12 protein-coding genes are annotated in these 13,179 nt (G+C 62.5%); 8 read left to right on the top strand and 4 right to left on the bottom strand.

What is annotated here, in order from left to right; translation table 11 throughout:
- The first annotated feature begins 5 nt into the window (after nt 1–5).
- On the top strand, nt 6–347 hold the full coding sequence (locus tag FEV16_RS10955) for a rhodanese-like domain-containing protein (protein WP_138167654.1): 342 nt from the start codon (nt 6–8) through the stop codon (nt 345–347).
- 87 nt (nt 348–434) lie between these two features.
- Here FEV16_RS10955 and FEV16_RS10960 read toward each other — a convergent pair whose 3' ends face one another.
- Complete coding sequence (locus tag FEV16_RS10960; RefSeq protein ID WP_138167655.1) at nt 435–1,019, bottom strand: carbonic anhydrase; 585 nt, start codon at nt 1,017–1,019, stop codon at nt 435–437.
- 211 nt (nt 1,020–1,230) lie between these two features.
- Between FEV16_RS10960 and FEV16_RS10965 the strand changes: the two genes are divergently transcribed.
- Together FEV16_RS10965 and FEV16_RS10970 are read left to right on the top strand one after the other, a co-directional pair.
- A complete protein-coding gene (locus FEV16_RS10965) occupies nt 1,231–2,112 on the top strand; it encodes an alpha/beta hydrolase (RefSeq protein WP_138167656.1) in 882 nt (293 codons plus the stop codon).
- Entirely contained in the window at nt 2,109–2,972 is an 864-nt protein-coding gene (locus FEV16_RS10970) for a patatin-like phospholipase family protein (RefSeq protein WP_138167657.1), read from the top strand. The genes FEV16_RS10965 and FEV16_RS10970 overlap by 4 nt, the downstream gene beginning before the upstream one ends.
- Nucleotides 2,973–3,075: 103 nt before the next feature.
- Here the strand turns inward: FEV16_RS10970 and FEV16_RS10975 are convergent, their stop codons facing one another.
- Nucleotides 3,076–3,522: a nucleoside deaminase gene (locus tag FEV16_RS10975; protein ID WP_246657278.1), complete on the bottom strand. Its 447-nt coding sequence runs from the start codon at nt 3,520–3,522 to the stop codon at nt 3,076–3,078.
- A gap of 57 nt (nt 3,523–3,579) precedes the next feature.
- On the opposite strand from FEV16_RS10975, the gene FEV16_RS10980 reads away from it, so the two are divergent.
- Nucleotides 3,580–5,361: a pseudouridine synthase gene (locus tag FEV16_RS10980; RefSeq protein WP_138167659.1), complete on the top strand. Its 1,782-nt coding sequence runs from the start codon at nt 3,580–3,582 to the stop codon at nt 5,359–5,361.
- Between the two features lie 3 nt (nt 5,362–5,364).
- Nucleotides 5,365–5,922 carry a 16S rRNA (guanine(966)-N(2))-methyltransferase RsmD gene (gene rsmD / locus FEV16_RS10985; RefSeq protein ID WP_138167660.1) on the top strand — a complete coding sequence of 186 codons (558 nt, stop codon included), beginning with the start codon at nt 5,365–5,367 and terminating at the stop codon, nt 5,920–5,922.
- 25 nt (nt 5,923–5,947) lie between these two features.
- On the opposite strand, the gene FEV16_RS10990 is transcribed toward rsmD, so the two are convergent.
- Together FEV16_RS10990 and mutS are read right to left on the bottom strand one after the other, a co-directional pair.
- Nucleotides 5,948–6,370, bottom strand: a complete 423-nt coding sequence (locus FEV16_RS10990; protein WP_138167661.1) for a hypothetical protein — start codon at nt 6,368–6,370, stop codon at nt 5,948–5,950.
- Between the two features lie 237 nt (nt 6,371–6,607).
- On the bottom strand, nt 6,608–9,289 hold the full coding sequence (mutS, locus tag FEV16_RS10995; RefSeq protein WP_138167662.1) for a DNA mismatch repair protein MutS: 2,682 nt from the start codon (nt 9,287–9,289) through the stop codon (nt 6,608–6,610).
- Between the two features lie 316 nt (nt 9,290–9,605).
- Here mutS and FEV16_RS11000 point away from each other — a divergent pair, with 316 nt between their 5' ends.
- From FEV16_RS11000 to FEV16_RS11010, 3 genes are all read left to right on the top strand, one after another.
- Complete coding sequence (locus tag FEV16_RS11000; RefSeq protein ID WP_171015197.1) at nt 9,606–10,445, top strand: DUF3616 domain-containing protein; 840 nt, start codon at nt 9,606–9,608, stop codon at nt 10,443–10,445.
- Between the two features lie 127 nt (nt 10,446–10,572).
- Complete coding sequence (locus tag FEV16_RS11005; RefSeq protein WP_171015201.1) at nt 10,573–12,867, top strand: NADP-dependent malic enzyme; 2,295 nt, start codon at nt 10,573–10,575, stop codon at nt 12,865–12,867.
- Nucleotides 12,868–13,055: 188 nt separating this feature from the next.
- A partial coding sequence (locus FEV16_RS11010; protein ID WP_138167664.1) for a hypothetical protein occupies nt 13,056–13,179 on the top strand: 124 nt, incomplete at its 3' end.

The following is a 13,179-nucleotide window of genomic DNA, read 5'->3' on the forward strand; positions in this document are numbered from 1 at the left end:
CGAAAATGACCCTGGGCTCTCTCTTGTCGAAACTTGCTGGCGGCGGCGCGGCGCCAACGATCGAGCACGAAGATTTCTGCCGAATCGTGGCGGACAAATCCTGCGCCATCGTCGATGTGCGCGAGCCGCATGAATATGGCGCCGGCCATGTGCCGGGCGCCAAGAACATGCCGCTCTCGAGTTTCGATCCGACGAAGCTTCCGAAGGGCGACGTTGTCCTTATTTGTCAGGCGGGCGGGCGTTCGGCCAAGGCCCTGGCGCAAGCGCAAAGCGTAGGACGGAAGGATGTCTGCCACTACGCCCCGGGCACCGGCGGCTGGCGCGCCCGCGGCGGCGCGGTGGAATAGAAATCGCGCAGTGAAGGCATTGCGCGACGCATTCTGTCATCCCCGACGCGCGAAGCGCGATCGGGGATCCAGGGAAAAACTGACGCGTTACGCCGCCTTACCAACTTTCGTCGCTTCCGCGACCTCGTTGATCTTGCCGGTCTTCACATCATAGATGTAGCCGTAGATCGGGATATTCTTCGGCACGAGCGGATGCGAACGGATGCGCGCGACGTCCTGCGCGACGCTTTCCTCCTGATTTTTGATCGTATGCCACTTGACGAAGTGGCCGGCTGAGCAGCCGCCGCCATGTTGCGGATTCGACCAGTTCTTGCCGTCGAAACTCGCCGTCGCGAGATTGTCGTCCAACAACTCGCTCATGACCTCATCGCAAAAAAGCTCCATGCCGCAATTTGTGTGGTGAATGACGAACCACTCCTTGGTCCCGAGCAGCTTGTGCGAAATCACGAGCGAACGAATCGCGTCGTCAGATGCGCGCCCGCCGGCGTTGCGGATCACATGCGCGTCGCCTTCCGAGAGACCCGCGTATTTCGCGGGATCAAGACGCGCGTCCATACAGGTCAGGATCGCGAAACCGCGCGCCGGCGGCAGCGCAAGTTCGCTCTTCTTTCCGAAACTGCCGGCATAAGCGTTGTTCGCGGCGACGACTTCATTGACGATCTGGCTTGCCATGTCTCTCTCCCTCGTTGCGCGTATTGCTTCAAAAATTTTTTGACCTTACTCAACATTGGAGCGCTTCAGCTTCCTTTTCAAGCAAACAAGAGGCGCGATCTTCGTGACATAGTCCCTTGACGATCAGCGATATATATTTCGAGGACGTCGACGGTGATACTGTATAACGTTCGCGTAGACACGCTCGCTTTAGAGGAGATGGTTGTAACGAATGTCCGATCACGCGCATCTGTTCCCGGGTTTCGCTTCGCATTGGATCGACGCGCCGGCAGGAAAGATTTTCGCCCGTGTCCGTGGCGAGGGCCGACCCGTGGTTCTGTTGCACGGGTTCGGCGAGACGCACGTCGCCTGGCATAAGATCGCGCCGGCGCTCGCCAAACGCTTTACTGTCGTTGCGATGGATCTGCGCGGCTATGGCTGGTCGGCCGTTCCCGAGAGCGAAAAGGGCGAGAATTATACGAAACGTGAAATGGCCGGCGATATTGTCGCGGTCATGGAGTCGCTCGGGCATGTGCGCTTCTCGCTCGTTGGTCACGACAGAGGCGCGCGCGTCGGCCAGCGGCTCGCGCTCGATCAACCTGGCCGGCTGGATCGGATTGCGCTCATCAATATCGCGCCGATCGATGATGCTTTCGGCGACGGAGATTTGCAGCGCGTCGGACGGGCGCGTTTCTTCGCATCTGAGGCGCCGAAGCCTGAAGAGCTGATCGGCCTCGATCCGATCGGCTTTCTCGATGACGCGCTGATGAACGCTACAAAGGCGAAATCGCTCGAGGCATTCGGGGCAGACGCCCTCGCCGCCTATCGCCAGGCCTTCAACGACCCAGCGCGCATTCACGCCTTCTGCGAAGATTTTCGCGCCGGGGCGACCATCGATCGCGAGCATCTTGCGGACAATAAAGCAAATGGCGACAAACTCGCTATGCCGACGCTTATCGTTTCGGGCGACGTAACTTTTCCCGCGAACGGTCCGCTTATCGCCGCGTGGCGCGAATGGGGCGACGATGTCGTCGAAGCGCGCGTTGACTCCGGCCTTTATCCGATGGAGGAAGCGCCCGCGGAGACGCTCGCCGTCCTGGAGGAATTTCTGTGAGTCTCTACCGCGGGAAGACCGTCGCGCTTGCGCTCGGCGGCGGCGGCGCCCGCGGACTCGCGCATATTTGCGTGCTTGAAGCGCTGGACGAAATGGGCGTGCGCCCGGTCGCGATCGCCGGGGCGTCGATTGGCGCGATCATCGGCGCCGCCTATGCCGCAGGCTTCTCGGGCGTGGAACTGCGCGCCCACACCCAGGCCATTCTTAAGAACCGCATCGGGCTGGCGCGTCGGCTGCTTCACGCGCGAGCCCGCGGACGTAAGCGCCTTCTTTCCCGCGTCGCACATCCGCTGCTGTTCGATGGCGAGCGCTTTCTTCAGGCCTTTTGGCCTCACGGCATGCCAGAGCGTTTCGAAGAGTTGGGCATTCCTCTGCAGGTCATCGCGACGGACTTTCGCCGGCGCGTCGAGGCGGTTTTCGCCACGGGGCCATTGCGTCCCGCCGTGGCGGGCTCGATGGCGATCCCGGGCGTCGTGCGCGCCGCCGCAAGCGATCATGGCTATTTCGTCGATGGCGGACTGGTTAATCCGCTCCCCTATGATCATCTCTGGGGCCTTGCCGACATCGTCATCGCCGTCGACGTCTCCGGCAATTTTGGCGTCGAGACCGGCAAGGGAGCGCCTTCCGCCTTCGAGACGATGATCGTTGCGAGCCAGATCATGATGAACGCGATCAGCTCGCGCATGATCGCCGAGCGCCCGCCCGACGTTCTGATCCGTCCTGAAGTGCATCAATATCTCGCGCTTGACCTCTTCAAAGCGTCGCGCATTTTCGCCGCCGGCGACGCCTGCCGCGACACGCTGCGCCACGGGCTGGCGCAGGCGGCGCTGCGGCTAGAAGCTCGGAGCAGGATCGTTTGAAGCGGATCGAAGACGCGATCCGCTTCAAACGTGAATCCTGCTCCATCCCTTAAATCAGAGCGCGCTTTGAGCAAAAAACCGGATTCCACTTTTTCGCGGCGCGCTAGCGTCGCGCCTGAAAGAATTCGCGCAAGAGCTGCGCCGCTTCGCTCTCGCGAATGCCGCCATAGACTTCGGGCCGATGATGGCATGTCGGCTGCGAGAAGAACCGCGGCCCGTGTTCGACCGCCCCGCCCTTCGGATCGCTCGCCGCATAATAGAGCCGCCGGATGCGCGCGAAGCTGATCGCGGCCGCGCACATGGCGCAGGGCTCGAGCGTCACATAGAGATCGCATTCGACCAGGCGCTCAGAGCCGATCGCGGCGCAGGCGTCGCGAATGACGAGCATCTCGGCGTGCGCGGTCGGGTCGCGGTCGCGCAACGTTCGGTTGCCCGCGGCCGCGATGACCTCGCCATTGCGCGCAAGCGCTGCGCCCACCGGGACTTCGCCCGCAGCCGCCGCAGCGCGCGCCTGCTCGAAGGCGGCGCTGAAAGGATCGTCGGCGTTCATACCCATCTCTTAAGCGATCGCGCTTCAAAGGGCGCTTTCTGCCTGCTATCAGAACCCATGACCGAAAAGAACCGAAATACCCGCTCCGGCTCCGCCGGCGGCGACCGGCCCTTACGCCGCCGCGCCAGGGAAACTCCGGCGCTTCATGCCGTCGGGCGCGAAGACGCAAGACCAGCAAAGCCGCGCTCGGATAAGCCTCGCTTTGACAAACCTCGCTTTGACAAGCCCGCCTCGCGCGACTCCGAAAGCGCGCGCGCCAAATATCCCGCCAAGAAGCGCGGCGCCGCGCCTGAGCCCGCGCCCCATGACAAAGCTTTCGAAGGCGATCGAATCGCCAAGGTCATGGCGCGCGCCGGAGTCTGTTCGCGCCGCGACGCCGAGCGCTGGATCGCTGAAGGGCGCGTCGCCGTCAATGGTCGCGCGCTGACAAGCCCAGCATTCAATGTGCGTGAGAGCGACAAGATCACGATCGACGGCGCGCCGATGCAGGCGCGCGAGCGCACGCGGCTCTTTCTCTTCCATAAGCCTGCGGGCTTTGTCACCACGGCGCGCGACGAAGAAGGCCGTCCCACCGTGTTCTCTTATCTCGAGGAACGCCATACAGATCTGCCGCGGCTCGTCAGCGTCGGTCGGCTCGATATCAATACTGAAGGGCTCCTGCTGCTCACGAATGACGGCGGCCTGGCGCGCACGCTTGAATTGCCAGCGACCGGTTGGACGCGGCGATATCGCGTGCGGGCGCATGGCGCGATCGATCAGGCGCAGCTCGATTCACTGCGCCACGGCGTGACGATCGAGGGCGTCAATTATGCGCCAATCGAGGCGCGGCTCGAACGCACGCAAGGGGCAAACGCCTGGATTGCGATGAGCCTCACTGAGGGCAAGAACCGCGAGATCAAGCGCGTCATGGCGCATCTGGGGCTCGATGTGACGCGACTCATTCGCGTGTCCTACGGTCCCTTCCAGCTCGGCGATCTCGCGGAAGGCGTGGTCGAGGAGGTTCGGCTTAAAACGCTCCGAGAACAATTGGGCAAATCGCTCGCCGAGCTCGCCGGCGCCGATTTCGCCGCGCCGCTGCGCGAGAAGACGCCGGCGGAACAGCAGGAGATTCGCGAGCGCGCCGAGAAGCGCTCGCGCAAACATTTCTCGACTCTGCGCAAGGAACGTGATGAAGGGCGCGATGTCGGACCGCGCGCGCGCGTCACGCGCGGCGCCGTCGCCGACCGCAAGGGCCGCGCCGTCGCCGTCGAACGCGTGACGCCGGTTCAACGCAAGGCGCAAGAAGAGAGCTTATCGCGCAATGCGCGACGCTTCGAATCGATGCGCGGCGAACGCCCTACACGCGGAGAGCGTTTCGTGCGCGACGAGACGAGACGAGACGAGCGGCAGCCGACGCAAGCGCGTCGCTCGCCGCCGCAGTGGGAAGAGCCGCGCAGCGAGCGCCCAACGCGCCGACGCCAAACTACGCGGGGCGAAGAAGCGCCGCGTCACGAGCAAAGATTCGAACGACGCTCGGACCGCGGCAAACCGCGTGATCTCGGCGCCCATCATGAAGCTGCGCATTTCGAAAGCGCTTCGCCACGTCGCGATCGCGCCGCCGGTCGCGACGGCGCCGAGCGTCAGGGCCACGAGCCGAAATTCGACAAGACGCGCAGCAAACACAAATTTTCCGCACACAACAAATCAAGTGGACCACGAGCCTCCCGCGGCGAAGACGGGGCGCGATCGCAGCGCAAAGGCGACGCCTCGACGGGTCCGCGCAAGACGCCCCGAACCGGTCCTGCTCGAGGCGGGGCCGGCGCGCCGCGCAAAGGACCACGCAAACCACGCGGCGCCTAGGCCATGCGGATTGTCGGCGGCGCCCTGCGCGGTCGGGCGCTCTTCGGACCGCGTTCGCAGGCGATCCGACCAACCTCCGAACGCCTGCGCGAATCCGTCTTCGATATTCTCGCGCATCGCTTCAACGACGCGGTTACCGGCGCGAATGTCATCGACCTTTTTGCCGGCGCTGGCGCGCTCGGACTTGAGGCCTTGTCGCGCGGCGCGGCCCGCGTGCTTTTCGTCGACGACGGAACAGAGGCGCGCGCCTTATTGCGCGCAAACATCGAAGCTCTTGGGCTGGGCGGCGTCACGCGCATCTTTCGCCGCGACGCCACCAAGCTCGGCGCGGCGCCGCCGAGCGAACAATTTTCGCTCGCCTTCCTCGATCCGCCCTACGGCAAAGATCTCGCGACGCCCGCGCTCATCGCGCTTGTTGACGGCGGATGGCTTGCGCCGGGCGCGATCGTCGTCATCGAAGAAAGCGCCAAGGCGCACATCGATTTGCCGCCATCTTTCGTGCGCGAAGACGAACGCCGCTATGGCGACACGCAATTCATCTTCGCGCGTTACGTTCCCTAGCGGTGAGAGAACGCCATCGCCTGTCTCATTCGAAGGCAACCTGGACTCTCGTCACCGCACGATCAAAAAGACCGGTCGGTAGATAGCATAAAGGATTTGTCGCGAGCGGCGCTTCCTTGCAATGCTCGTGATCGGTCGTCCAGGCATAGCCCGACCGCGCCATGCAACCCAGAATGTATTTGCGAATAAGCTGATTTGCATCGAAGCGGCGATTTTCGGGATATGCCGACTCGCCGTCCAATTCGCAGGCCGACGTCTGTATTTGTTGCGCTTTGTAAAACGATGAACTGGAGCCGATTAATCCGGCTTCAGCGCCGACGACCATCCCCATCCCGCCAAGAAAGGCGGTCACCGCCGTCACTTTGCTTGCTCTAAACTGCACGTCGAGCAATGAGAGCACGCCAAAGGTCGCCAAAGCGACGCCCACAAAGACCAACACGAGAATCATGCTTCATTCTCCACGTCAGAGTAGTTTTAATTGCGCCGTCCCTGATAGAAGGCGGACACGCCTAGCAATGCCGCAGACAGCGCCGCGCGCAGACGATCCTTGCCTTTCGTTCGACGCGCTTGGCGTCGACGAAAGAGCGCAACGAACTCATTGATGGATTGTGTGTCTTCGAAGGCGTCGCAGTCTGCGACTTAGTCACGAGCCTCTATGCTTCGTTTCGAAGCGCAAGCGACGCTTTCAAAGTTTCTTCTTCAATTCATAAAGCGCCGCGAGCGCTTCACGCGGCGACATCTGATCCGGATCGATCTCTTTGAGCGCGTCGCGCAACGCGTCCGTCGGCGCCGGCGCCTCGGCGACGCGTGCAAAGAGCGGGAGATCGTCGATCAATGTTTCGACCGGCGCGCGACGATCAGCCGCTTCCAATTCTGCGAGGATGGCGTGCGCGCGGGCGACGACGCTTGCTGGAAGTCCCGCGAGTTGCGCGACATGCACGCCGTAGGAGCGGTCCGCGGCGCCTTTGATCACTTCGTGCAAAAACACGATATCGCCGGCGTGATCCGTCACCTTCATCGTCAGATTGACGAGGCGCGGCAGTCTCTTCGCGAGCTGCGTCAGTTCATGGAAATGCGTGGCGAAGATCGCGCGCGAGCGATTGACTTCATGTAGATGTTCGATCGTCGCCCAGGCGATCGACAGCCCGTCGAATGTCGCCGTGCCGCGCCCGATTTCATCGAGAATAACGAGCGAGCGCGGCGTCGCGCAGTTCAAGATCGCCGCGGTTTCGACCATCTCGACCATGAAGGTCGAGCGACCACGGGCGAGATCATCCGAAGCGCCGACTCGAGAGAATAGCCTGTCGATGACGCCGATGTGGGCGGACTGCGCGGGAACATAAGAGCCGGTCTGCGCCAGGAGCGCAATGAGCGCGTTCTGACGCAGATAGGTCGACTTGCCCGCCATATTCGGGCCCGTGACGACCGCGATCCGTCCGCCATCGGTTCCGCCGAGATCACAATCGTTCGCAGCAAAGGCCTTGCCCTGCGATTGTAACGAGGCTTCGACCACCGGATGACGCCCGCCGACGATCTCAAAATCGAGCGAAGCGTCGATCATTGGGCGCGTCCAGCCGCGCTTGTCCGCGACTTCGGCAAGCGCGACATACAAGTCGAGCCGCGCGAAAGCCTCGGCGAGGCGCCGCAAGTCTTCGGCCTGCGCGCAAACCTCGGCTGACAGCGCATCGAAGATCGCCAATTCCCGCGCTAACGCGCGGTCGGCAGCCGAAGCGATCTTGGCTTCGAGCTCGACGAGTTCGCGCGTGGAAAAGCGCATCGCGTCAGCCATTGTCTGGCGATGCGTGAAGGTCGCGTCAAACGGCGGCCGCAGCAGCTTCTCGCCCTGCGCCAGTGAGACTTCGAGAAAGAATCCGAGAAAATTATTGTGCTTGATCTTCAGCTTCGTATCAGTGAGCTCGGCGTAGCGTCCTTGCAGCTCAGCGATCACCTTGCGACTTTCATCGCGAAGGCGTCTCGCTTCGTCCAACTCGGCGTCTCTGCCCTCACGAATGAAATCGCCATTGCGCTTGTCGAGCGGCAGGCTGTCTCTCAAGCTCGCGGCTATCCGGCCGGCGAGCGCAGCATCGGCTTGAGAAAGCGCTTCCGTTTCCGCCGCGATCTCCGGTGGGAGATCGAACTTAGCAAAGAGACCGGCAATATCCCGCGCCGTGTCGAGCGCGACGCCGACGCTTGCGAGATCGCGCGGTCCTCCTCGCTCTAATGAAAGGCGCGACAGCGCGCGGGAAAGGTCCGGGGCGCGTGCAAGCTTCGCGCGAAGCGCGCCGCGAAAATCCGATCTTTCAAGGAAGAAGTCGACGGCGTCGAGCCGCGCTATGATGGCTCGCGGGTCCGTCAAAGGCGCGGCAATTCGCTCCGCTAAAAGCCTCGCGCCGGCTGGCGTGACGGCGAGATCGACGACCGACAGCAGCGAGCCCTCGCGCGCGCCGGAAAGCGTCCGCGTAAGTTCGAGATTGGCGCGCGTCGCCGCGTCGATTTCGAGCGTCGTCAGTTCGCGCAAGCTCGTTGGACGCGAGAGCGCCGGGCGCTGTCCCTTTTGCGTGCGCTCGACATAAAGGATCGCGGTTGCGGCGGCGGCGAGTTCGGGCTCGCTCAATGCGCCGAAGCCCTCAAGCGTCGCGACGGCGTAAAAATTCATCAGCCGTCGCGCGGCGTCGGCGCCGTCGCCAATCTCACGACCGATCGGCGCGACGGGAACGCCGGCGGCCTCGAAGAGCGCTGAAAGCGAAGGCTGCCTGCATAGCGTATCGGCCGCGACGATTTCCCGCGGCTCCAGACGCGCGATCTCGGCCCCAAGCCCATTTTCTTCGCATTCGCAAACCGTGAACGCGCCCGTCGAAATATCGACGCTCGCAAGCCCATAGCGCCATCGGCCGTCTTCGCCGCGCAAACGCGCCACCGCCAAAAAAGCGTTGGGCTTCGCCGGATCGAGCAGCGTCTCTTCGGTGATCGTGCCTGGCGTAACGAGCCGCACGACGTCGCGCCGCACGACGGATTTTGCGCCACGTTTTTTCGCTTCTGCCGGATCTTCGATCTGCTCGCAGACGGCGACGCGGTGTCCGAGCGCAATGAGCTTTTGCAGATAATCATTGGCGCGCTCCACCGGCACGCCGCACATCGGAATATCTTCGCCGAGATGTTTTCCGCGTTTGGTGAGCATGATGCCCAGCGCGCGCGACGCCGTTTGCGCGTCCTCGAAAAACAACTCGTAGAAGTCGCCCATGCGGTAGAAGAGCAGGCAATCGGCGTTGGCCGCCTTGATCTCGATATATTGCGCGATCATCGGAGTCGCGCGCGCCGACGCCTTGTCATCCGGATTTGGCGAGAAAGGGGGCGCGGCGTGTTTCATCGGCGCCAGTTTAGCGACCTCGCAACGCAGGCGCCACGCAGGGCGCCCACTTGCATGTGGACGACATATCTTCCTGCGCGTAGGTTGGTCTTGCGGTAGTTTTGCATCATTATTGGAGAGTTCGATGATTGCCGCCGCCCACCAAATTGCCGCGACCGCCGCTTGGCTTTGCTCAGCTGCCTTCGCCGCAGACCGCGTCGCACCGGAATCGCCTATTCCCTGGAGTGTTTCCCCGCCAACGTTTTCGACGGCTAAGGAGCGAGCCAACATCAGCGGCATTGTTTGCGTCCCCAGTGCGCCGGATTTTTGTCTCATCGTGACGGACGAAGGACGCGAGGCGGCTTTCGTCCGCTTGACCGAGGGACATTTGACGCCGGACGGGCCTTTTTCTTTGCCCGTCGCATCAGAGGAGTTTGACGCTGAGGGCGCCGCAACCGACGGTAAATTTTTCTACATTGTCGGATCGCATTCGGTGAAGCGAAAAACCTGCGAAGACCACCCCGCGAATCGCGTTGTGCTCCGCTTCGAGATCGACGCCGTGAAACGAACATCCGGCCCGATTAAGCCTTCTGAAGAACTCTGGAACATCATCGAACGCCTGCCGGAATTCGCTGGTCATGCCGGCCTCCAGGCTTGCCTCGGCGACGACCCGCCGAAAGAGAGGAAAGACCTTAAAGGCAGACAAGGCGTCAACATCGAGGGCGTCGCGGCCAAGGATGGGCGACTTTATTTTGGCTTCCGAGGCCCCGCGATAAACGGAGAAGCTTTGATTGTCGGCGTAAATGCGAAGGCGCTGTTTGAGGGCGGCGACGCGACGCCGAGCGTAGGCCGCATACAGGTGGGGGACAAGCGCGCCATTCGCGATCTTACCGTCGCGGGCGATGCGCTACTGGCGCTTGTCGGCCCGGATGACGATGAGAGACTCGTGGGCTATTCCATATTCCAAATTGAAAAGCCTTACGAGGGAGCAATGCGAGCGAGCGAGCTTGCGGTTCTCGATTTGAAAAAGGCTCCCCTTGGCGAAAAAGGCAAACCGATCAGGCCGGAAGCGATCACGCTGCTCGGCATGACTGCGGATCGCTACCGATTGCTCGTGCTTTCCGACGGTGGAGAAGACGGCGCGCCGCTGGTCTTCAACATTCCGCGCGCTCCCTGAAAGAAAGGCCCCGGAAGAGGCGTCTTCCGGGGCTTTGCTGGGCGCCGTCGGCTTCGAGGGCAAGGCGCTTGTGAACGCCGCCACGCTCCGGTTATGGTCGCCGCGCTGCATCAGCAAAGGGGCGAATATGGCCGACGACATGGCGGATAATCGGGTGGAGGGAGAACAGCGCGCGACGATTTCGGACAAGGAGGCGCTGCTGTTTCATTCGCGCGGCCGGCCCGGAAAGCTCGCCGTCGTCGCCTCGAAGCCAATGGCCACTCAGCGTGATCTGTCGCTCGCCTATTCGCCGGGCGTCGCCGCGCCTGTGCTCGCCATCGCCAAGGATCCTTCAGCAGCCTTCGATTACACGACTCGCGGCAATATGGTGGCCGTCATCACCAACGGCACCGCTGTCCTCGGTCTCGGCGATCTCGGGGCGCTAGCGGCGAAGCCGGTGATGGAAGGCAAGGCCGCGCTGTTCAAGCGCTTCGCGGACATCGACTCGATCGATCTCGAGATCGACGCGAAGGACGTCGACGAATTCGTCAGCGCCGTGCGTTATCTCGGGCCCTCATTTGGCGGAATCAATCTCGAAGATATCAAGGCCCCGGAATGTTTCGTCATCGAGGAGCGGCTACGCGACCTCATGGACATTCCAGTCTTTCACGATGATCAGCACGGGACGGCGATCATCTCGGCGGCCGGCCTTCTCAACGCGCTGCTGCTGACCGGACGCGACATCAAAACAGCGAAGCTCGTTTGTAACGGCGCCGGCGCGGCGGGCATCGCCTGCCTCGATCTCGCTAAGGCGCTCGGCTTCGATTCGCGTAATATGATCCTCTGCGACACCAAGGGCGTCGTCTATCGCGGCCGCCAGGAGGGGATGAACCAGTGGAAGAGCGCGCATGCCGTCGACACCAAGGCGCGCACGCTTGCCGAGGCGCTGGAAGGCGCGGATATTTTTTACGGACTTTCCGTCAAAGGCGCCCTGACGCCGAACATGCTTCTAAGCATGGCCGACAATCCGATCGTTTTCGCCATGGCGAACCCAGACCCAGAAATCACCCCTGAAGAAGCGCGCGCTGCGCGCCCGGATGTGATCATCGCCACGGGCCGTTCCGACTACCCAAATCAGATCAATAACGTTCTCGGCTTTCCGTACATTTTTCGCGGCGCGCTCGACGTTCGCGCACGCACAATCAACATGGAGATGAAGATCGCTGCTACACACGCCCTCGCCGAACTTGCGCGTGAGGACGTTCCTGACGAAGTGGCGAACGCCTATCGCGGCGCGCGTCCCCGTTTCGGGCGCGACTATCTCATCCCAGCGCCCTTTGATCCGCGATTGATTTCCGTTATCCCACCTGCGGTGGCGCTGGCGGCGATGGACACCGGCGTCGCGCGACGCCCAATCGTCGACATGAAAGCCTATCGCGCCGAGCTTTCGGCGCGCCGCGATCCGATCGCCGGCCTTATGCAGACGATTCACGAACGCGTTCGGCGTGATCCGAAACGCGTCGTCTTCGCAGAAGGCGAAGAAGAGCAGGTGATCCGCGCCGCGCTTGCCTTCGTCCATCAGGGTTTCGGACGCGCCGTGCTTGTCGGCCGCGAGGATCGCGTCAAGGAAGCGGCGGCGAACGCCGGCCTCGAGCTCCCCGCCGAAATCGAAATCCACAACGCCAAACTCTCTCACCGCAACGCGGTCTACGCGCAGTTCCTGTTCGAGCGCCTGCAGCGCAAGGGCTTTCTCATGCGCGACTGCCAGCGGCTGATCAATCAGGACCGCAATCATTTCGCCGCGGCGATGGTGGCGCAGGGCGACGCCGACGCCATGGTGACAGGCGTGACGCGCAACTTCTCCCACGCTCTCGAAGACGTGCGTCGCGTCGTCGACGCCAAGCCCGGCCACCGCGTGATCGGCGCTTCGCTCATACTCGCCAACGGCCGCATCGTGGTCGTCGCTGACACGGCGATCACCGAAATGCCCGACGCCGAGGAACTGGCCGAAATCGCTATTGAGGCGGCGGGCGTGGCGCGCCGCATTGGCCTGGAGCCGCGAGTCGCCATGCTTGCCTTTTCGACATTCGGCTATCCGCCCGGCGAACGTACGGCGCGCGTTCATCAGGCGGTCAATGTGCTCGACCGCCGACGCGTCGACTTCCAGTATGAGGGCGAGATGGGCGCGGATATTGCGCTCAACAAGGAGCTGATGAGCGCCTACCCGTTCTCCCGCCTCAGCGACACGGCGAACGTGCTTGTCATGCCGGCGTTTCATTCGGCGGCTATTTCGACAAAAATGTTACAGGAACTGGGCGGCGCGACCGTGCTCGGGCCGCTGATTGTCGGACTCGACAAACCGATTCAGATCGTCCAACTCGGCGCGACGGATACTGAGATCGTCAATATGGCGGCGCTTGCCGCCTTTGGCATCGGAGGGTGAGCTGTCTTTGCGTCCGGGAATGCAACCGCTCACGGCGGCGAGTGACGACGATTTCCTTCCAGGGAGCGCAGACGGGACTGTTTAGGCGGCGCACGATGCGCGTTCTCCCGACAGTCCCATTCTCGCTCTTTTAGCCGTGGACCGCGCCAGATCAGCGGATCGCGCAGGGGTTACCAGAGAGGCGATTGATGAACATTACGATGATTGGTTCGGGCTATGTGGGTCTGGTGTCGGGCGCGTGTTTTGCTGACTTTGGCCACAACGTCATTTGCGTTGACTCGGATGCGAAAAAGATCGAGCGCCTCAAGGCCG

It is taken from the genome of Methylocystis sp. B8 (assembly GCF_005771425.1).
Lineage (GTDB): Bacteria > Pseudomonadota > Alphaproteobacteria > Rhizobiales > Beijerinckiaceae > Methylocystis.